The 20,396-nt window shown below is 69.8% G+C and carries 20 protein-coding genes; 13 read left to right on the top strand and 7 right to left on the bottom strand.

The annotated features are described in order from the left end of the window. Window positions 1-83 precede the first annotated feature (83 nt). Entirely contained in the window at window positions 84-854 is a 771-nt protein-coding gene (locus AC07EQ_RS27845; RefSeq protein ID WP_478390826.1) for a TetR/AcrR family transcriptional regulator, read from the bottom strand. An 85-nt stretch (window positions 855-939) separates the two neighbouring features. On the opposite strand from AC07EQ_RS27845, the gene AC07EQ_RS27840 reads away from it, so the two are divergent. From AC07EQ_RS27840 to AC07EQ_RS27830, 3 genes are all read left to right on the top strand, one after another. Next, window positions 940-1,872 (top strand): zinc-dependent alcohol dehydrogenase, encoded by a 933-nt coding sequence (locus AC07EQ_RS27840; RefSeq protein WP_478390825.1) that lies wholly within the window; start codon window positions 940-942, stop codon window positions 1,870-1,872. A 129-nt stretch (window positions 1,873-2,001) separates the two neighbouring features. Next, window positions 2,002-2,775, top strand: a complete 774-nt coding sequence (locus AC07EQ_RS27835) for an AraC family transcriptional regulator (protein WP_478390824.1) — start codon at window positions 2,002-2,004, stop codon at window positions 2,773-2,775. A gap of 109 nt (window positions 2,776-2,884) precedes the next feature. Beyond that, window positions 2,885-4,060, top strand: coding sequence for a 4-hydroxybenzoate 3-monooxygenase (locus AC07EQ_RS27830; protein ID WP_478390823.1), 1,176 nt, complete (start codon window positions 2,885-2,887; stop codon window positions 4,058-4,060). A 103-nt stretch (window positions 4,061-4,163) separates the two neighbouring features. Here the strand turns inward: AC07EQ_RS27830 and AC07EQ_RS27825 are convergent, their stop codons facing one another. Beyond that, window positions 4,164-5,348 (bottom strand): Gfo/Idh/MocA family protein, encoded by a 1,185-nt coding sequence (locus tag AC07EQ_RS27825; protein WP_478390822.1) that lies wholly within the window; start codon window positions 5,346-5,348, stop codon window positions 4,164-4,166. Window positions 5,349-5,593: 245 nt separating this feature from the next. Beyond that, window positions 5,594-6,508 (bottom strand): LysR family transcriptional regulator, encoded by a 915-nt coding sequence (locus AC07EQ_RS27820; protein WP_478390821.1) that lies wholly within the window; start codon window positions 6,506-6,508, stop codon window positions 5,594-5,596. 30 nt (window positions 6,509-6,538) lie between these two features. Here AC07EQ_RS27820 and AC07EQ_RS27815 point away from each other — a divergent pair, with 30 nt between their 5' ends. Continuing rightward, window positions 6,539-6,757, top strand: a complete 219-nt coding sequence (locus AC07EQ_RS27815) for a hypothetical protein (RefSeq protein WP_478390820.1) — start codon at window positions 6,539-6,541, stop codon at window positions 6,755-6,757. A gap of 75 nt (window positions 6,758-6,832) precedes the next feature. Continuing rightward, window positions 6,833-7,876 carry an NAD(P)H-dependent flavin oxidoreductase gene (locus tag AC07EQ_RS27810; RefSeq protein WP_478390819.1) on the top strand — a complete coding sequence of 348 codons (1,044 nt, stop codon included), beginning with the start codon at window positions 6,833-6,835 and terminating at the stop codon, window positions 7,874-7,876. A 127-nt stretch (window positions 7,877-8,003) separates the two neighbouring features. Here the strand turns inward: AC07EQ_RS27810 and AC07EQ_RS27805 are convergent, their stop codons facing one another. Both AC07EQ_RS27805 and AC07EQ_RS27800 read right to left on the bottom strand, forming a co-directional pair. Further along, window positions 8,004-9,188: a globin domain-containing protein gene (locus AC07EQ_RS27805; protein WP_478390818.1), complete on the bottom strand. Its 1,185-nt coding sequence runs from the start codon at window positions 9,186-9,188 to the stop codon at window positions 8,004-8,006. Window positions 9,189-9,262: 74 nt separating this feature from the next. Beyond that, the gene (locus AC07EQ_RS27800; RefSeq protein ID WP_478390817.1) at window positions 9,263-9,709 is read right to left on the bottom strand and encodes an RrF2 family transcriptional regulator; all 447 of its coding nucleotides are present in this window, start codon (window positions 9,707-9,709) and stop codon (window positions 9,263-9,265) included. Between the two features lie 151 nt (window positions 9,710-9,860). Here AC07EQ_RS27800 and AC07EQ_RS27795 point away from each other — a divergent pair, with 151 nt between their 5' ends. The 8 genes from AC07EQ_RS27795 (at window position 9,861) to AC07EQ_RS27760 (ending at window position 18,473) form a co-directional block, all read left to right on the top strand. Next, window positions 9,861-10,571, top strand: coding sequence for a GntR family transcriptional regulator (locus tag AC07EQ_RS27795; protein WP_478390816.1), 711 nt, complete (start codon window positions 9,861-9,863; stop codon window positions 10,569-10,571). A gap of 117 nt (window positions 10,572-10,688) precedes the next feature. Then, window positions 10,689-11,825, top strand: coding sequence for an N-methyl-L-tryptophan oxidase (gene solA / locus AC07EQ_RS27790; RefSeq protein ID WP_478390815.1), 1,137 nt, complete (start codon window positions 10,689-10,691; stop codon window positions 11,823-11,825). A gap of 16 nt (window positions 11,826-11,841) precedes the next feature. After that, window positions 11,842-13,293, top strand: a complete 1,452-nt coding sequence (locus AC07EQ_RS27785) for a sodium:solute symporter family protein (protein WP_478390814.1) — start codon at window positions 11,842-11,844, stop codon at window positions 13,291-13,293. Continuing rightward, the gene (locus AC07EQ_RS27780) at window positions 13,290-14,456 is read left to right on the top strand and encodes an NAD(P)/FAD-dependent oxidoreductase (RefSeq protein WP_478390813.1); all 1,167 of its coding nucleotides are present in this window, start codon (window positions 13,290-13,292) and stop codon (window positions 14,454-14,456) included. The genes AC07EQ_RS27785 and AC07EQ_RS27780 overlap by 4 nt, the downstream gene beginning before the upstream one ends. Before the next feature lie 402 nt (window positions 14,457-14,858). Next, the gene (locus tag AC07EQ_RS27775) at window positions 14,859-16,055 is read left to right on the top strand and encodes an MFS transporter (protein WP_478390812.1); all 1,197 of its coding nucleotides are present in this window, start codon (window positions 14,859-14,861) and stop codon (window positions 16,053-16,055) included. Between the two features lie 57 nt (window positions 16,056-16,112). After that, entirely contained in the window at window positions 16,113-16,931 is an 819-nt protein-coding gene (locus AC07EQ_RS27770) for an aldo/keto reductase (protein WP_478390811.1), read from the top strand. Window positions 16,932-17,216: 285 nt separating this feature from the next. Beyond that, window positions 17,217-17,759: a histidine kinase gene (locus AC07EQ_RS27765; protein ID WP_478390810.1), complete on the top strand. Its 543-nt coding sequence runs from the start codon at window positions 17,217-17,219 to the stop codon at window positions 17,757-17,759. A gap of 306 nt (window positions 17,760-18,065) precedes the next feature. Then, window positions 18,066-18,473: a CAP domain-containing protein gene (locus AC07EQ_RS27760; RefSeq protein WP_478390809.1), complete on the top strand. Its 408-nt coding sequence runs from the start codon at window positions 18,066-18,068 to the stop codon at window positions 18,471-18,473. A gap of 10 nt (window positions 18,474-18,483) precedes the next feature. Here AC07EQ_RS27760 and AC07EQ_RS27755 read toward each other — a convergent pair whose 3' ends face one another. After that, the gene (locus AC07EQ_RS27755) at window positions 18,484-19,596 is read right to left on the bottom strand and encodes a sensor histidine kinase (RefSeq protein WP_478390808.1); all 1,113 of its coding nucleotides are present in this window, start codon (window positions 19,594-19,596) and stop codon (window positions 18,484-18,486) included. Further along, window positions 19,593-20,342: a response regulator transcription factor gene (locus tag AC07EQ_RS27750; protein WP_478390807.1), complete on the bottom strand. Its 750-nt coding sequence runs from the start codon at window positions 20,340-20,342 to the stop codon at window positions 19,593-19,595. The genes AC07EQ_RS27755 and AC07EQ_RS27750 overlap by 4 nt, the downstream gene beginning before the upstream one ends. Window positions 20,343-20,396 lie beyond the last annotated feature (54 nt).

Here is a 20,396-nt window from a genome sequence, read left to right as displayed (position 1 = left end):
GCCGATTCACATCGGCGCGGCACTGTTGGGCGCGCGCGTCGGAGCCATCGCGGCGCGGCCGCCCTCCTCGCACCTGTTCCACATCAGTCGCGGGTGATGTCCTCGCGCTCGGTCAGGAGCCGGAATCCGGTCAACAGTGCGTTGAGGCCGACTTCGAACTCGTCGTCGCTGCCGACCTCCGCGAGGACATCGGCGTGCTGGACGAGCAGTGGAAAGGCCGCGGCGTCTCGTGAGCGGTACAGCATTCGCCGGTGACGGCTCTCCCCAGAATCCGACGCGTCCAGGCCGAGGTTGAAGTGCACCGAGCCGATCACGAAGGTGGCCAGCGCCGACGCGGCGGCGGCCGCGAGCCGTGGGCTGAGACCGGCGCCGATGAACAGTTCGAGGGAGTACTCCCTCCCGGCCAGCGAGTTGGGACCGAGCCGCTCGGTCCCGCGAAGCAGCGAGGCAACGCCAGGGTGCCGGAGCAGGTGCTCGCGGAACAGGCGTGCGGACCACGCCGCCTTCTCGGCCCAGTCCGCGCCGTCGGGCGGAACCGAACTCGCCACGTCGAGGGCCCGGTCGACGAGCAGGGTCACCAGCTCCTCGCGGTTGCGCACGTGGCGGTAGAGCGACGCCTGCGTGCAGTCGAGTGCCTCGGCGAGGTTGCGCATCGTCAGCGCGGCTGCACCGCGCGTGTCGAGCAGGGTCATGGACGCGTCGAGGATGGCCTCGAGGGTCAACGACCGGCGCCGCCGCTGCCGCGCGGGTTCCTGCTCCCGGGCGAGCCACCAGGCCGCCGAGCCCGGCCTCGTTCCCGGCTCGCTCTTCGGCGGCGGATCGCCCGTCCCGGCTGTCGTCATCGGTTCGCGCACCGGGCAAGGGTAACCGCTATGCGAACATCTATCACTTTAGTCTAAGCTAACGGCGTTCGCATAACTGGAGCGGAGAGGAATCACCATGCGCGCCGTACGAAACACCGATTCGGGCATCCTCGTGGCCGAGGTCGAAGAACCGGGAGTGCCCGGGGTTCGCCTCACCATCGCCTCGGCGGGTATCTGCGGGACCGACGTGAACTTCGCGACCGGTGGTGTACAGGGCTACACCTATGGTCACGAGTTCGCCGGCACCGCCGCCGACGGCACGTGTTACGCCGTCGAACCCACCGTCCACTGCGGAGAGTGCGACCAGTGCCGCGCCGGCCACGTCCAGCGGTGCGACGCGCCGGAGCACGGAACGCTGGGGATATTCAGGGACGGCGGGATGTGCGATGCCGTCACCGTCGCCGAGGACATGCTCGTCCGGCTCCCGTCCGGCCTGGATGTGCGCGACGCCTGCCTCGTGGAGCCGGCGTCGGTGGCTTGGCACGGTGTGCGCAGCGCGGCACTCGAGCCCGGGGAGCGGGTGGCGGTCGTCGGCGGCGGCAGCATCGGGCTGCTGGCTGCGGCGGCAGCCCGGCAAAGCGGCTTCGACGTCGACGTCGAGGTGCGCCACAAGCACCAGAGGGTCGCGGCGGAACGCCTCGGACTCGGCTCGGCGGACGGCGTCTACGACGTCGTGATCGACGCTGCGGGCAGCGAGGCCGGCCTGGCCCGGTGCGCCGAACTGGCCCGCGTCGGCGGTCGCGTCGTGCTGCTGGGCGTGTACCAGCACACCGCGCCCATCCCGGGAATCGTCAGCCTGGTCAAGGAAATCACCTACATCCACTCCATCGCCTACAGCCGGCACGACGGCGTCCGCGACACCGAACAGGCCGCGGCGATGCTCGCCGGCAACCCCGAGATCGCGCAGACGGTGATCACCCACCGCTTCCCCCTCGACGACGCCGCAGAGGCCTTCCGCGTGGCCGGCGACCGCGCCTCCGGAGCCATCAAGGTCGTCCTCCACCCCTGAACCCGAAAATGCCGCCCCGCCTTGAGGAACCGGAAGCGGATCTGGAGCAGCGGCGTCAGGGGCGGCTGGGTGAGCTCGAGGGAATCGACCGGACTCTCCAGTGCTTGCGCGCTCGGTAGGCTCGATATCGTGCCTGTAATCCACCAGAAGCCCGCTCTGGTCACGCAGATCGTGGAGAAGCGGGGGCAGCTCGCACACGGGGATGGCGTTGCGCCGCACCGTCATACCGATGGGCAGCTGCTGTATCCCTCGGCGGGCGTACTTGCCACCACGACAGAGCGGGGCACATGGGTTGCCCCGGCCAACCGCGTCGCGTGGACGCCGCCGGGTTTCGAGCACTACCACCGCGCGTACGGACAGACCGAGGTCCGGGTGGTGGAGGTTGCCGGGGCGCTGTGCGCGTCGTTGCCGGATCAGCCGATGGTGTTCGCGGTATCCCCGCTCCTGCGGGAGGCGTTGCTGGTGCTCACCAGTGGTCGTGAGCTTCGGCCGGAGGCGCGGGACCGGCTTCGCGGGGTAGTCGTGGACGAGCTGGTGGATGGCCACGAGGAGGCGCTGTACCTTCCGGAGCCGACCGATGACCGTCTTCGTGCGGTCACGAACCTGCTGCATGCCGATCCCGCGGCATCGTTGACGTTGGCGGAGTTGGGGCGGGCGGTCGGGGCCGGCGAACGGACTTTGAGCCGCCTGTTCCAGACCGAGCTGGGGATGAGCTTCCACCAGTGGCGGAGCCTGCTGCGTGTCCAGCATGCGCTCATCAGGCTGGCCGAGGGGGATGCGGTCATCGATACGGCTGCCCGGCTGGGGTGGGCCAACCCGACCAGCTTCATCGAAGCGTTCACCGCCATCGTCGGCCGGACACCCGGGCGGTATCAGCTGGAGCTGCGTCGCAGGGACCGGTGACCACCACGGGCTTGGCGGGTTTCCGGAACATCGTGTCGACACGCTGGTACCAGGCAGCCCTGGTGCCGGGTGACCATGGGGTATGCCAACGAACCGATCAACGTCCGAAGTGGACGAGAACGCCACCGTGGTGATCGTGGGAGCGGGAGTCGCCGGGCTCACGCTCGGCAATTTCCTGCTGCGGCGCGGGATTGGTTGCGTCATCGTGGAGAAGCACAGCCGTGATTACGTCGAGCAGCGACAGCGAGCCGGGGTCATCGACACCCGGGCGGCACGCATGTTCCGTGCGTGGGGGCTCGAAGACCGGGTGGTCGGCGGTGTCCCGACCGAGCCGGCGCTGAACTTCCGCGTCGACGGGGAGACACGCACCCTCACGTTGGACGCGAACGATCACGGCGACGGCCGTTTCTGCCCCCAGCAGGTCCTCATCCGCAACCTCATCGACGTTTTCCTCGGCGATGGTGGAGACCTTCGCTTCGACGCCGAGGTCTCGGTGGAGAACATCGCCGGTGACGAACGCCCACTCGTTCGCTACCGGGACAGTGCCGGCTCGACGAAGATGATCAGTTGCGAGTTCGTCGCCGGCTGTGACGGTGACCGTGGCGTCAGCAGGGCCGCCATCCCCAGCGAGTCTCTCACGCGCTACTCGCACGAGCACGGATACGCGTGGCTGACCATCCTGGCCGAGGTCCCCGCCAATCACCAGTCCATGATGGCGCTCCACCCGCGTGGATTCGCCGGACAGTTCGCTCGCGGTCCGCACGCAAGCCGGTTCTACCTGCAGTGCCCGCTCGACAGCTCCACGGCACAGTGGACGGACGAGCGCATCTGGGACGAACTCGAGACCCGCTTCGGTGAACCCATGGCCGCCAAGGGCCCGATCGCCGGCACGCAACTCGTGCCCTTGCGCAGCGTGGTGTACAGCCCGATGCGCTACGGCCGGCTGTACCTGCTCGGGGACGCGGCCCACATCGTTCCCCCGATGAGCGCGAAAGGAATGAACCTCGCCCTGCACGACGCCGAAGTGTTCGCCAACGCCGTAGTCCACTACCAGACCAACGATCACGATTTCAGCCTGCTCGACGGCTACTCGTCGACGTGCCTTCGTCACGTGTGGAACTACCAGGCATTCGCGACGTGGTGGACCGAACTGGTGCACAACGCCGGAGACGCCTCGCACCAAGGTGAATTCCGGCATCAGATCGCCCGAGCAGACCTTGCGCGCCTGTTCGAGTCCGGCTCGGCGAACCGACTGCTCAGCGAGTTCATCGCCGGGCTGACCTGACCACGCGTACGCGGGCAGGAAGCAGCTTGAAAACCTGTTTCACCACTGGCGCCGCGGAGCGTTCGCTGCGCCCGCCGAGGCGGCGGGCGCAGCGGAGCGCTGGTCAGGACGAGCTGACGTGGGGCCGCTCGAAGTAGTCGATCAGGGCGGCGTCCGGCGCGGTCACCTCGACCGGCATTCCACCGCTGCGCAGCGATTCCGTTGCCGCGCAACCGGTCGCGACCGCTTCCCGCGCCGCGATCGGCGAGGTGACGGTCGGCACGCCGGCGCTCACGAACGCCAGGAACTCGGCCACGATGCGCGGGTCCGCGCCGCCGTGCCCGCCGCTGACGCGCTCGACCTCCACCACCCGGTCGGCGTCGGGCGCGTAACCGCGGTGCCTGCGGTTCCACACCTTGACCACCGAGTCCGCGTCGTCGCCGAAGTTCTCCAGCCTGCCCTCGGTGCCGATGACGGTGTAGTTGCGCCAGTAGTCCGGCGTGTAGTGGCACTGCTGGTAGCTCGCCAGCACGCCGTTGTCCAGCTCCAGGTTGACCAGGCTCAGGTCTTCGACGTCCACGACCGGATTGAGGCCGGTCTGGCTGCGCGGCGGCCAGTTCTGCTCGTACTCGGCCCAGTCGTGGCCCGTCTTGTAGGTCTCGCGCTCGTTGCGGTCGGTGATGTCGCCGTAGACCGTCAACGCGCCCATCGCGTTGACGCGCCTGCTGTACCCGCCGGCCAGCCAGTGCAGCACGTCGATGTCGTGCGCGCCCTTCTGCAGCAGCAGGCTCGTGCTCTTGCTCCGGTCGGCGTGCCAGTCCTTGAAGTAGAAGTCGCCGCCGTGCCCGACGAAGTGGCGGCACCAGATCGAGGTGACCTCCCCGATCGCGCCCGAGGTGATGAGATCGCGCATCGTGCGGATCACCGGCATGTGCCGCATGTTGTGCCCGACGTAGAGCTTGCCGCCGAACCGCCGCGCCGCGGCGAGGACGCGGTCGCAGCCGGCCGTGGTGACCGCCAGCGGCTTCTCGAGGTAGACGGCGAGCCCGGCTTCCAGGCAGCGGATGGCGTGCTCTTCGTGCAGGTGGTCGGGGCTGACCACGAACACCGCGTCGAGCTCGCTTTCCAGCAGCTCGTCGAGCGTGTGCGTCTGCCGGACGTCGTCGCCGTAGCGCTGTGCGGCGGCAGCGGCGCGCGCCGGGTCCGGATCGCACACCGCGACGATCCGCGAGCCCTCACCAGGCCGGTGGGCGTGGTCGGCGATCCCCACCCGCAGCCCGCACCCGAGCACACCTGTCCTTACGTCCATGGGTCACCTTCCCGCACCGCGGCCACGTGCGCGCACCGGCAAGACTGCGCACTTTTGCTCCAACATGATTGTTTGCAGCATATATCGATCACTTTCGCGCAATCAACTCTATGTCGACCACGCCGCCGGCACCACCCCCACCACGGACACGGCACGCGCGAGCGGCACCACCGTTGCGACCGGGCGACGCCCGGCCTTCAGGCCGAATTCGCCAGGAGGGCAACAGACGACAGCCCCGGGAGGAGCTACCCGCCCTCTCCTGGCGCGACCGTGCGCAAGACCGCGCCGACGCTGCGGTCGGCCGCGGCGTGCAGGTGCCCGTGGAACTCGTTCAGCGCCATGGTGACGTGCGCGTCGCGACGACGCACGAACACGGTCGTCGCGGTCGCATCGGCAGGCGTTGTCCGGTGCAGGCGCAGTCGGTGGCGCAGTCCGGAATGCTCGACCAGCGCCCGGGGCAGCATCGTGACCCCGAGACCGGCGGCGACGCAGCCGAGGATGCCTTCAACAGTGCCGTAATCGAGGACCTTCGGTTCCACGCCGCGCGACCGGACGACGGCTTCGATCCTGCGCCGGTACGAACACCCCGCGCGGAACACGAGCAGCCGGGGGCCGTTCGGTCCGCGCAATGCGTCATCGAGGTCTCGGTGCCTCAGCGCGGTGACGACCACCAGTTCCTCGGCGAAGACCTCTTCTTCGTGCAGATCCACGTCGTTGACGGGGCCGGCGACGAGCGCTCCGTCGAGGGCGTGGTCCTTGACCATCGCCACCAACGACTCGGTGGGGCCGGTGAGCACCGAAAGGTCGACATCCGGCCAGGCCGCGGTGTAGGACTCGAGGACCGGCGGCAGCCGAATCCCGGCGGTCGTCTCCATCGCTCCGATCCGCAAAGGCCCGCAGGGCCTTTCGTCCCGAACGGCGCGGCGGGCCTCGTCCGCGAGCGAGGTGATCCGCTGGGCGTAACCGAAGAACTGCTCCCCGGCCGCGGTCAAGGCCACTCCCCGGGCGTGACGGCGGAGGAGGATCGCGCCGAGTTCTCGTTCCAGCCCCGCCACTCGCGCGCTGACGCTGGACTGCACGGTGTGCAGTTCCGCGGCCGCGCGCGTGATGCCACCGGCGCGTGCCACGGCGACGAACACCTGCAGATCCGACAACTCCACGTGCTCGCTCCCGGCTTTGAGGGTTCGTCGATGGCGATGGCGGCGTTCGCCACTCATCGTTGGACACGATGCCCAGCAGAGCTTAGCGTCCTTCCTGCACCGGAGACGCAGATCGACAACGGGGAGAGCGCGGTGATCCCGACCGGGCCGACGGCGGCAGTGGGCATCGAGCAACCGGTCGCGCTCGCACCGATGGACGCCGATGCCCGGCTCGCCGCATCCATCCGCCAGGCGCACCCTCAGACCTGATCGCAACCACCGCGGACAGGTCCCACACCGGTGACCTGGTCCGCCGCTCCGCAACACCCACGGGAGGAACTGCACATGCAGCAACGAGTCCGGGATTTCTGCGCGCGCTTCGGTCTGCGCGTGCCGATCCTGCAGGCGCCGACGGCCGGTGCCTGCCCGCCCCGGCTGGCGATCGCGGTGGCCGAAGCCGGCGGGATGGGCGCGAACGGGGTGGTGCTCGACCGGCCCGAACTCATCGGCGACTGGGTGGAGCGGTTCCGCGCGGGAACGTCCGGCCCGTTTCAGCTGAACACCTGGATCCCGGACGCGCCGGTCGACGACCCCGGGCGGCAGCAGGCGGCGGAGCAGTTCCTGACGCGATTCGGCGAAGCGGGCGAGGCCGGGTCCCCGAGCCCGGATTTCGCCGAGCAGTGCGAGGCAATGCTGGCGGCCCGGCCGACGGTCGTCTCGTCGATCATGGGGCTCTTCGCCGATGACTACGTCGAGCGGCTGCACCAGGCGGGCATCGCGTGGTTCGCCTGCGCGACCAACCTCGCCGACGCCCTGGCCGCCCAGGACGCCGGCGCCGATGCGGTCGTCGCCCAGGGCATGGAGGCGGGCGGGCACCGGGGCAGCTTCGACCCGCAGACGGCCGAGCAGACCGACGTCGGCCTGTTCGCCCTGATCCCGCATCTGGCCGACCGGCTGCGGATTCCGGTCATCGCGGCCGGCGGAATCGCGGACGGCCGTGGCGTGGCCGCCGCGCTGGCCCTCGGTGCGAGCGCGGTCCAGGTGGGGACCGCGTTGCTGCGCTCCCCCGAGGCGGGCATCGACGACGGCTGGTCGGCCGCCATGGAAGGGCTGTCGCCGGAGCGAACGGTCACCACCCGCGCGTACACCGGCCGACTCGGCCGGGCGGTGCCGACGCCATTCGTGACGGCGTGGACGAGCGACGAAGCGCCTTTGCCCGCCCCCTATCCCGTCCAGCGGCGGCTGGTTGGCCAGTGGCGCCGAGGCGGTGCGGCCGGTCTCGACCGGGTCAACCACTGGGCCGGTCAGAGCGCGGCCCTGGCGACCACGGCACCGGCGGGAGAAATCGTCACTCACATGTGGACGGACGCGCGCGAACTGCTCGCCTGATCGCAGACGCGCACCAGGTGGCGCCGACGATGCATCCAGATGTCCGGGCGTGGTCGGCGCCCTGGTGGTCGAGACGCGGTTCAGCGATGCGGGCTGGACCGAATCATCGGAGCACTGCCCGGAAACGTCAGTCCTGGCCGAGCCAGAGGTCGGGGCCGAAGACCTCGTAGTGGATGTCGGCCGCCGGGACGCCGAGTTCGCGGAGTTGGGTGCGGACCGCGCGCAGAAACGGCAACGGGCCGCACAGGTAGGCCGTGATGCCTTCCGGGATGCCGATCGCGGCCAGGTCGACCAGACCTGTGCGGTCGGCAGGCCAGGGACCTTCGGGGGCCTCGTACCAGACGTGGGCGGTGGCGTCGGGCAGCTTCGCGACGAGTTGGTCGAGGTCGGCGCGGAATGCGTGGCTGCCCTGGGCGCGGTCGGCGTGCACGGCGATGACCCGGCGCGACGAGCCGGCGGCCGCCAGGTGGTCGAGCATGCTGATCATCGGTGTGCAGCCGATGCCGGCCGAGGCGAGCAGGACCGGGCCGTCGCCGTCGCCGAGCGTGACATCGCCGAAGGGCGCCCCGATCCGGAGGACGTCGCCTTCGGCGACGCGCTCGTGCAGGTGGTTGGAGACCTCGCCGTCCGGGCTGCCGACGACCTTCTTGACCGTGAACTGCACCGCGTCGGCGGGCGCGCCGGAGAGGCTGTACTGGCGGATCTGGCGCGCCCCGTCCGGCAGTTCGACCTGCACGGACACGTACTGGCCGGGTCGCGACGCGGGTAGCGGGGAGCCGTCGACCGGGCGGGCGAGGAAGGTGACGACGTCGTTGTCGGGCAGGCGGCCCACGACGCGGTAGTCGCGCCAGACGTCGCCGTCGGGGGTGCCCGCCTCGGCGTACAGGCGGGTTTCGATCGCGATGAGCGCGTCCGCCATCGACCAGTAGACCTCGCTCCACGCCGCGGCGACTTCGTCCGTGACGGCCTCGCCCAGCACCTCGGCGATGGCGGCGAACAGGTTGGTGTGCACGATCGCGTACTGGTCGGGCGTGATCCCCAGGGACGCGTGCTTGTGCGCGATGCGGCTCAGCATCGTCTCGGGCGGGGTGCCGGGATGTTCCAGGAGCGCCGAGGCGAACGCCGCGATCGATCCCGCCAGGGCCTGCTGCTGCGCACCGCTCGCCTGGTTGCCCCGGTTGAACAGGTCGCGCAGCAGATCGGGGTGGGCGGTGAAGAGCTTGTCGTAGAACACCGACGCGATCTCGCCGATGGCGCTGCGGACCGCCGGCAGGGTGGCGCGCACCGTTTCGATCGATTCCTCGGACAACATCGGCCAACTCCAAACTGGTATCCAATATTCGTATTTTTGGCCGCACCGGATCACCGGGCGCGGCGCGTTCCGGGTCAGCCCGCCGGCGGCCTCGACGACAGGCTCAGCAGGATCGGTCCGGTGGGGGCGGCCACCAGGTCCTCGATGGTGATCGGGTCGAGCGCGACGAAGAAGGCTTCCTGGGCGTTGCGCAGCGCAGTGCGCAGTCGGCATGCCGACCGCAGCGGGCAGGGCGGGTCGTCCTCGCAGCCCACCACATCGCCCACGCCCTCGAGCTCGCGGACGAGTCGGCCGAGAGATCCGGTGCGCCCCGATCGGGTCAGAGCAAGCCCGCCACCTCGGCCCCGGCGAGCCTCGACGACGCCTAGGCGCTGCAGCAGCGTGACGACCTTCGCGGCATGGCTGTAGGGAACGGCGACCTGGCCGGCGACCTCGCGCGTCGTCGGCGCGGCCTCGTCGTCCAGGACCGCGAGGCGCATCGCTATCCGCAGCGCGAGATCGGTTCGTTTGGTCAGCCGCACGAGCACGACACTAGATAACTGGAATCTCAAAATCCAAATATCTCCCGCTTGCCTGTAAGGCAGCTCATACCCGGGCCCGCGGCTCGCAACGGTATTGACCGTGCAAATCTCTTATTGACCGGTCAATTGGTGCCCGCTAGATTCTCCTCCCATGGCAGTCCCGGCGTACTTGCGGATCCGCAACGAGCTGGAGCGGCAGATCCGCTCCGGCGCGCTGCCGCCTGGAACCCGGCTGCCGACCGAGTCCGAGCTCCAGCGGGAGCACTCGATCGGCCGCGCGACCGCGCAGCGAGTGCTGACCGAGCTGGCGCAGGCGGGCTTGGTGGAGCGCCACCGCCGGCGCGGAACGTTCGTCGCATCGAGTGCACGGCAGGAGAACCTGCTGCGCGTCGCCAACCCGGTGCTGCAGGGCCCGGAGATCCCGGGGCGGCACGCGGTGGACTCGATCACGCTGCTCCCGGCCCGGGACGCCGACGTCGACCTGCCCGGCGTGGCCGACGACGCGCCGGTGCACGAGTTGCGGCGGCTGAAGTTCGACGTCGACGACAACCCGATCGCCGTCGAACTGTCCGTCATCCCGTTCTCCTTGGCACCACGACTGCAGGACGAGGACCTCGTCCACCTGACCGTGCACGACTACTTCACCCGCATCGGCGTTCCCGCGGCGAAGTCCCGCGTCTACATCGACCCGATCAACCTCGACGAGGCGACCGCGGACCGGCTGCGGCTGCCCGCGGGCAAGGCGGTGATCCGGTTGCGGCGCCTGACCTGGCTGACCGACGGCGATCTCGCCGAAGTGGCGTGGTTGATCATGCGCCCCGACCTCGTCGAGTACTTCCTCGAACAAACGATTCCCCAGTAACGAGGAATCCCCTCTCAGCCGCCGATCCCCAGTGGATCGGCCGATACGCCGTGCGCATTTTCACGGACCTCCCATCCCCGGTGAACGTCGTCATCGGCGCACGAAGGAGCGTGACCATTGGCAATCCCGCGCATCGCGATCATCGGCACCGGCGTGATCGGTGCGATGACCGCCTGGCAGCTCACCCGTCGGGGGGCCGAGGTACTGGCCTTCGACGCCTACTCCCCCGGTCACGACCGCGGCGCATCCGCCGGTGAATCGCGGATCTTCCGGACCGTCTACAAGGAAGGATCGAGCTACGTTCCGCTGCTGCAGCGGTCCAACGGCCTGTGGCACGACCTGGAGCGAACGTCCGGATCCGGTCTGCTGACGATGTGCGGCGGGCTGACCATCGGCCGCGCCGACCATCCGGACGTCCAGGCCGTCCGGCGTTGCGCCGAAGAGCACGGGCTCGACCACGAAGTCCTCGACGCGAACCGGTCCCGAAAGCGCTTTCCCCAGCACGCTGTCGACGATGACGAAGTAGCGGTGTTCGATCCGGCCGCGGGCGTCCTCCGCCCCGAGCTCGCGGTGCAGGCAGCCCTGCACGCCGCCGAGGCATCCGGTGCGACGCTGCTGTCCCACCACCCGGTCCAGGAGGTCTCCGAGACCGCGCATGGATGGCGAATCACCAGCAACGGCAAGGACTTCGACGTCGATCACGTCGTCTTCGCGCCCGGACCGTGGGCGTCGCGGCTGGAGCCGCTGCGAGGACTTCCGGTCGAGGTCAGGTTGATCACCGCGTGCTGGTGGGCGGCCCGCGACCACGCCGCCCACCAGCCGGACCGGTTGCCGATCACCATCCGCCGGCACCGCGAAGCCGGGTTCTCCTGCTTCCCGTCACTGGACGGCGCATCCATCAAGACCGTGCCGCACCACCTCGGGTTCCCGGTGCTGGACGGCCCGGACGCCCTGCCCCGCAACGCTTCCCCGGAGTTCGTCCGCGCGGCATCGGCCGCCGCGGCCCGGCTGCTGCCCGGCGTCGTGCCGCACCCGATCCGGATCGGCACCTACGCCGAAGGGTTCACCCCGGACGACCACGCGCTGCTCGGCGCCCTGCCCGGCCTGCGCAACGCCACGGTCATGACCGGCTTCTCCGGCCACGGTTTCAAGCTCGCACCGGTCTTCGGCGAGATCGGCGCCGACCTGGTCCTGACCGGCGGCACCGCGCACGACATCGACCACCTCGACCCCAGCCGCTTCACCAACGCGTGATCACTGGAGGCACACCATGCCCACAGGTTCGACCGGACAGCTGGTCGGGATCGTTCTCACCAGCCTGCTCGTGATCGGCGCCGGCGCCGCCATGTCCGTCTACTTCGGACGCCGAGCGAAGTCGTCCCAGGACTGGCTCGCGGCCAACGAGTCGCTGCCGCTGTTCGTCGTCGTCATCACCCAGTTCGCCGCCGCCTCGGGCGGTGGGGTGCTCATCGCCCACGTCGGGATCGGCTACAGCTCCGGGTGGTCGGTGTTCATCTACGAAGGCTGCGTGCTGGTCGGGTTCCTGCTGCTCATGCTGATCGCGCGCTGGCTGCGCGAGCAGCGGTTCACCACCGTGCCCGACGTCGTCACCCGCCTGTTCGGCCAGAACCGGCTGCTCACCGCCATCGCCGCGCTCGCCGCGCTGGTGGTCCCGTTCGGCTGGATCGCGACGCAGTTCGTCGCCTTCGCCCGGCTCTTCGGCCAGCTGACCGGAATCCCCCTCCCCGTGCTCGTCGCGGTCATCGCCCTCGCTTCGCTGGCGTTCGTGCTGCCCGGCGGGCTGACCTCGGTGGCCTGGGCCGACTTCGTGTTCGGCCTCTTCAAGATCACCATGGCGCTCGTCGTCGCGCTCTACGGCATCCAGCTGGCCGGCGGCTGGACGCACGTCACCCAGGTCGTGCCGCAGCGGCTGTGGGGCTTCGAGGGCATCACGGCCGTGGGCTGGCAGCAGATCTGGCTCTGGGCGGCCGCGATCATCCCCGGAACGCTGACCAACCAGCTCTACTACCAGCGCGTGTTCGCGACCAAGCGGATCAGCGATGCGCGCCGCGGCCTCGGGCTCTCGGGGCTGACGATGCTCATCAGCGGCGTCTACGCCGGCTGCATCGGGCTCGCGGTGCACGCGATGAACCCGAACCTGGCCTCCCAGGAGGACGCCGCCGGCTGGCTGCTCACCCAGCTCCCGTCCTGGATGCTCATCGTCTTCGCGGCGTTCCTCGTCTCGACGATCGTCGCCACCAGCGGCGCCGCCCTGCAGTCGGTCACCGCCAACCTGACCCGCGACGTCTACCAGAACATCGCCGGCAAGCAGGCCGGCGAGCGCCGGACCGTCGCGCTGTCGCGGTTGCTGACCGTCGCGGTGTCGATCATCGCCGCCGTGCTGGCGGTCGTGTTCCCGCAGGCCCTGCCGTGGCTCGTGGCCACCTACGCCTACTCGGCGGCGGCGCTGGCCGCGCCGATCTTCCTCGGCTACCTGCTGCACCGCCGCCGCCACCTCACCCCGGCGACCGCGATCGCGAGCATGGTGGCGGGCATCGTCGGTTGCGGTGTCGCGCAGGTGCTGGACACCACCGTGCCCTACGCGGTGTACGGCATCGCCACTTCGGCCGTGGTGCTGCTGCTGATGACCGCCGCGACGTCCAGCAAGAGGGCCGACGCACCCGCGCCGGCCGTTCGCAGTGAGATTGTGAGGGAACGATGAGCAAGAGGATCGCCGTCGTCGGCCTCGGAGTGCTGGGCGCCAGCGTCGCACGATCGCTGGCCCTGCGGGGCGCCGAGGTGACCGTGTTCGAACGGTCCGCGGCGCTGGCCGGGACGTCGGGCACGTCGTTCGCCTGGACCAACTCGCACAGCAAGAACCCGCGCTCCTACCACGACCTCAACGTCGCCGGCCTCGCCGAACACGACGCGCTCGCCTCGGACCCCGCGCAGACCTGGCTGGCGCGCAACGGAAACCTCGAGTGGGCCGAAGGCGCCACGGGCGCGGACCGGCTCGCCGCCTCGGTCGCGGAACTCGCCGACCGCGACTACCCCGTCGGCTGGATCACCCCGCAGCGGGCCCGCGAACTCGTGCCCGACCTGCGCATCCCCGATCACGTCACCGACATCGCCCACTACCCCACCGAAGGACACGTCTTCCCGGCGCTGCTCGTATCGCGGCTGTGGGGCGAAGCACGCGACCACGGCGCACGCCTGCGCTGCCCCGCGACGGTGACCGGCCTTTCCGAGACCGACGGCGGGGTGCGGATCGAGCTGACCGACGGTGTCGCCGAGGCCGACGCCGTCGTCCTCGCGGTCGGCCGCTGGACCGAGGCGCTCACCGCGTCGGCGGGCCACCGCATCCCCGTGGCCGACCCCGACGCCGCGGGAACCGCGACCGTCGGGATGCTCGGCTACACCAACCCGCTCCCCACGAGGCTGGACCGCATCCTCACCACGCCGCGGCTCAACGTCCGCCCGGACGGCGGCGGCCGACTGATCGTGCAAGGCCTGGACCTCGACGCCGACGCCGACCCGGCCAACCCACCGGCGCTCGACGGCTACCACGCCGGGCAGTTGTGCAGCCGCCTCAACGACCTGCTCGACGGCACCGGAGGCGTCCACCTGGAATCCCTGCGCATCGGCCAGCGCGCCATGCCAGCCGACGGCCTGACCGTCGCCGGGTTCCTCGGCGAGAAGGGCAAGATCTACACCCTCTGCACGCACAGCGGCATCACGCTCGGCCCACTCCTCGGGCGTCTCGCCGCGCAGGAACTCCTCACCGGGAACGCCGCGGAGATCCTCGCGGACTTCCGCCCCCAGCGCCTCATCGGCCGCACCGACCTCCCCGCCCTCCAACCGGCCCGCTTCGCCGGCCAGCAGTAACGGAACCCGCAGTGCCCAGGCACTCGCTCGGCCACCTGGGCACTGCGCAGACCGGCACAACGGTGATCTACGTCCCGGTGGTCCGCAGTTTCAATGGAAACTGCGGACCACCGGCGTGTCAGGCCACGACACGCCGGTACCTGTGGACAACTCCCGCAATTTCAATGGAAATCGAACCTCTGATTTCCATTGAAATTGCGGACATCCGGGCACCGGAGCACCGGTGCATCAGGTGCGGACGGTCTTGTGTTGGGAGAGACCTGCAACACCGAGCTCGCACTCTTATGAGGCGCATGCAACTATCTGCCACGTCACATTGACTGCACATTGAACTAGCGCGCGTCTGCAACTATTGTCGACGCTCGTAAGGTTCAGACGCATTCATAACGGAAGGCCGTGCACATGCCTCTCGCGCTCCTGGCCCTCGCCATCGGCGCCTTCGGAATCGGCACCACCGAGTTCGTGATCATGGGTGTGCTTCCGCAGGTCGCCGGCGAGTTCGGCGTCAGCATCCCGGCCGCGGGCTGGCTGGTGTCCGGCTACGCGCTCGGCGTCGTCATCGGCGCACCGATCCTCACCGTCCTGGGCACCAAGGTCTCCCGCAAGAAGATGCTCCTGTTCCTGATGGGCATCTTCATCGCGGGCAACGCGCTCTCCGCCGCCGCTCCCACCTTCGGCGCCATGCTCATCGGCCGGGTCGTCGCCTCGTTCGCCCACGGCGCGTTCTTCGGCATCGGTTCCGTGGTCGCCGCCAACCTCGTAGCTCCCGAGAAGAAGGCCTCGGCCATCTCGCTGATGTTCATGGGGCTGACCATCGCCAACATCATCGGCGTCCCCGGCGGCACCTACGTCGGGCAGGCCGCCGGCTGGCGGGTCACCTTCGGCATCGTCGCCCTGCTGGGCGTGATCGGATTCCTCGGCGTCGCCATGCTCGTCCCGGAGCAGGGCAGGCCCGAGGCCGCGAGGATCCGCACCGAGTTCGCGGCGTTCCGCAACGTGCAGGTCTGGCTCGCGATGGCGATGACCGTCCTCGGGTACGGTGGCGTGTTCGCCGCGATCACCTACATCGCGCCGATGATGACCGACGTCGCGGGCTACTCCGAGGGCGGCGTGACCTGGCTGCTCGTGCTGTTCGGCATCGGCATGTTCCTGGGCAACCTGCTGGGCGGCAAGTTCGCCGACAAGGCCCTGATGCCCCTGCTCTTCGCCACGCTCACCGCCCTCGCGGTCGTCTTGCTGCTGTTCACCGTGACGGCGCACAGCCAGGTCCTCGCCGCGATCACCCTGCCCATCATCGGCGCCTTGGGCTTCGCCACCGTGCCCCCGCTGCAGAAGTGGGTCCTCGACCAGGCATCCGCCGCCCCGACACTGGCTTCCGCCGCCAACATCGGCGCCTTCAACCTCGGCAACGCCCTCGCCGCCTGGCTCGGCGGTGTCGTGATCGCCGCCGGGTTCGGCTACACCGCGCCCAACTGGGTCGGGGCCGTGCTCGCCGGCACCGCGCTGCTGCTGTCGGTCCTCGCGGCCTTCCTCGATCGCCGCAGCCGGGCGACCGATCCCAGCGCGGCCCCTAGGCCTGCCGAGCCGGTGGCCGCTTGACGCCGCTCCCGCGACAGGGACGCAAATCCGCAACCCCCACAAGGAGTTCCGCACATCATGGTTCCCACCACCGCCCTCAACAACGGCATCGAGATCCCGCAGCTCGGCTTCGGCGTCTTCCAGGTGCCGGACGCGGAGACCACCGCCGCGGTCGCGGCCGCCCTGCAGGCCGGTTACCGCTCCATCGACACCGCCACGATCTACGGGAACGAGGCCGGGGTCGGCCGCGCCATCGCCGAGTCCGGAATCGCCCGCGACGAACTGTTCGTCACCACGAAGCTGTGGAACGCCGATCAGGGCTACGACACGACCCTCGAGGCGTTCGACCGCAGCCTGGACTCGCTCGGGCTGGACCACGTGGACATGTACCTCATCCACTGGCCCACCCCGGCTCGCGACCTCTACCTGGAGACCTGGAAGGCCATCGAGAAGCTGGTGGCGGATGGGCGGGTTCGCGCCGCCGGTGTTTCGAACTTCCAGCCCGCGCACCTGCGTCGCCTGCTCGACAACAGCGCGCTCGTCCCGGCGGTGAACCAGATCGAGCTGCACCCCGGGCTCCAGCAGCGCGAGCTGCGCGCCCTGCACGCCGAGCACGGAATCGCAACCGAGGCTTGGAGCCCCCTGGCCCAAGGCGCGCTGCTCCGCGAGAGCACGCTGACCGATATCGCCGCTCGGCACGGCAAGTCGCCGGCCCAGGTCGTCATCCGCTGGCACCTGCAGCTGGGCAACATCGTGATCCCGAAGTCCGTCACCCCGTCCCGCATCCGCGAGAACATCGACGTCTTCGACTTCGCGCTGTCCGAGGACGAGATGACCGCGATCGCCGCGCTCGACCGCGGTCTGCGCACCGGACCGGACCCCGACACCCTGAACTGACGACCCATCGCACAGGTCGCACGGGCGGATTCTCCCCGCCCGCGCGAGGGCCCCAGGCCGTTGACCACGACCAGCCCGGCGACCTGCGGAACCGCGCCGAGGAGCGGCCGGATGTCGGGTCCCATCGGGCGGAACCCGATGCGGGTCTCCACGTGCGTGGCGATCACGGCGTCCGCGCCTACGCGGTCGTGGACCTGAAACGGCGCTGTGCTCGGGAGATGAGGGATATCCCTGTCCCTGCGGGTGTGCATTCTTGCTCCCGGTCTGCACCGGGACGATGCTGTTATGACGACTGAAATCGCGCGCAGGTTCACCGGGCCGGGCAGGCTGCTGCCCGGCTGGTTGCGCGCGCCCGGCCGCAGCACCGTCAAGTACCGCTACGAGCTGGAACGAGAGCTGCACGACGGACCGGCGGCGGGCCTGTCGGCACTGACCCCCCAGCTCGGGCTGATCTCCGCCACGGCCGGAGACCCGCAGCTCGCGGCCCGCATCGACGCGCTCCGGGACACCGTCTGCCTGCTCGTCGAACGCATGCGCCTGATCGGCGCGACCATCCACCCACCGGCACTCGCCGCCGGTCTTGAACCGGCGTGGATGTCCGTCGCCGAACACGGCGACCTACGCCTACGACTCGACCTGCCGGGACACGATCTCGGCACGCAGGTCTCGGGCCGGACGGGTCTCCTCGTCGCCGATCACCTGCGTACGCTGGAACCCGGCACCGCCGTGCAGGTGCGAGTGCGCGGCAAGAGGCTCGTGCGCGTGCACATCACCGAGCAGCGGCCGGGAACCGCACAGCAGCAACACTTCCGGGCGGTACTGGGATGAAAGCGGGCACTGTTTCGGGAAGAACTGCGGCGGGCAGTCGCACGCTGAACCTGTTGATGGGCAAGGGGATCAGACCCCACCGCAGTGTTCACCGCGCGGAAGTGAAGCCTGCCTGAGGCGATCGGTCCGCCCTTCATCGGTCTTCCGGTCGAAGCGCTGCCCGACGAGGCAACGGTGCGACCGGAACGTTGCCCGAAAGTCGCGGATTCCTGCCCGTTCGCCGACTTCGCGGCGCGACCTGTTCGTCCCCGCCCGTCGCACGGGCGAAGCTGGCGCCGGTCGGTGAAGTTCAGGAGGATCAGGAGAATGGCTTTAGGTTCCACCCGCGATCTGGTGCGGACCCAGACCGAGGACAAGGTCGTCCGGCTGGTGAACGTGGAGCGGGCGAAGCGGCGCCTCGGACCGCTGCACGTCGACGAGCGGTTGCGCCGGGCCGCGCGCGGGCACAGCGCCGACATGGCGCGGCGCGGCTTCTTCGCGCACCAGGCGACGCGCGGCCCGTCGCCGTTCGAACGGATGCTGGCCGCGGGTTTCGAAGACCCCGGCGGCGAGAACATCGCCGCCGGTCAGGAAACGCCCGCCGCGGTGGTGCACGCCTGGATGCAGAGCATCCCGCACCGCGCGAACATCCTGAACGCGGACTTCCGGTTCATCGGTGTGGGGCTGCACGTCGACGCCACCGGCCCGTGGTGGACGCAGAACTTCGGCTACTGACCGCGACGCCTCAGGCAGCGGGCAGCGGGAGACGCACCTCGAAGCAGCAGCCGCCCGGTACGTTGCGCACCGACACGTTCCCGTTGTGCGCCTGCACGAGACCCTGCACGATGGCCAGGCCGAGGCCGCCGCCGCTGCTGCCGCGCGTCCTCCGGTCCTCCCCGCGCCACCCCATGTCGAACACCGAGGCCAGGTCACCTTCCGGGATCCCCCCGCACTCGTCGCTCACCGCGACGGCCGCCCAGCCCGCGACCGCGTGGATGTCCACGGTCACGGTCGAACCCTCCGGGGCGTACCGGATCGCATTCCCCAGCAGGTTGTTGAACACCCGCGTGAAGGCGCGGTCGTCCACGTTGACCACGATCGGCTCGATCGTCCTCGCCCGCAGGCTGATCCCGCGGTCACCGGCCACCACTTCGAGCGCCGCCACCTCATCGCTGATGAGGTCGTCCAGCGCCACCATCCGCGGGGCCAGGCGCAGCGTCCCGGACTGGATCCGGGAGAGCTCGAAGAGGTCGTCCACCATCTCCGACAGGACCTCGGTGTCGCCGCGGATCTTCCTGCAGTAGTCCGGCAGGTCGTCCACCACACCATCCTCAATGGACTCCGTCACGGCGCGCAGCCGCGCCAGCGGGCTGCGCAGGTCGTGCGAGATCCAGGCGACCAGCCGCCGCCGGGACGCGTCCATCGCCTGTTCGCGGCGTCGCGACTCGGCGAGCTTGTCGCTGGTGATCCGGAGCTCCTGGGCGAGCTCGGCGAACTCGGCGCTCGGCAGGTCCGCCGGCTGCTGGAACCGATACCGCTGACCGAGCGAGCGCGTGGCGTCGGCCAGCTGCCGGCTGCCGTTCATCACCGACCGGCCGAGCACCAGTCCGATGCCGATGGCCACCGCCCCGGCGATGAGGACGACCGCGAGGAGCAGGTCGGCCGGCAGCTGCGCCGACCGCGCGACGAGCACCACCGTGAGGGCACTCATGTTGATCGCGTACACGGTGATGATGATCACCGCCACCAGCGAATATCCCACCGGGTACTTGCGGAGCAGCCGCAGGACCACCATGCCGACGAGACCCACGCCGACCGATTCGCACACCGCGATCAACGCGACCAGCAGCGGCGTCATGCTGATCCGGCGCCGGTCTCGGGGAGGTCGAGCCGGTAGCCGACGCCCCAGACGGTCTTCAGCAGCGCGGGACGGGACGGGTCGTCCTCGATCTTCTCCCGCAGCCGCCGGACGTGCACCGTGACCGTGGAGGCGTCGCCGAAGTTGTGCGCCCAGACCTCGCGCATCAGCTCGTCCCGCCGCACCACCCGGCCCGCGTTGCGGATCATGAAGACCAGCAGCTCGAATTCCTTGATCGGCATGTTCAGCTCGCGTCCGGCCTTGCTGACCACCCGCGCCGACCGGTCCACCAGGAGGTCGCCGACGCGCAGCACGCCGTCGACCCGGGCCGGCGGCATGGCGATCGTCCGGCGCAGCACGGACTGGACCCGCAGCACCAGCTCGCGCGGGCTGAACGGCTTGGTGAGGTAGTCGTCGGCGCCGGATTCCAGGCCCCGCAGCCGGTGCTCCTCCTCCCCCAGCGAGGTCAGCATGATGACCGGCACCTGGTTGGACGCGCGCAACTCGCGCAAGACCTGGATGCCGTCGAGCCCCGGCAGCATCACGTCGAGCACGACGAGGTCCGGCGACATCTGCCGCGCCAGTTCCAGCCCCATCGCGCCGTCCGAGGCGTGCACCGGGGTGTAGCCGGACCGGCGCAGGTAGCCGGTGACCACCTGGGCAACCGTCGGATCGTCCTCCACGACCAGGATCCGCGGCTCTCGCCCCCGGAATCGGTGATCCGCGCCAAGATCAGCCTGCGTCATCGTCGAAACCTGCTTCTTGCCGTTTTCATGCCACCCTAGTCCGAACCACCGAGC

Source organism: Saccharopolyspora sp. NPDC045839 (genome assembly GCF_056431645.1).
This window is presented reverse-complemented; position numbering and strand designations above follow the sequence as displayed.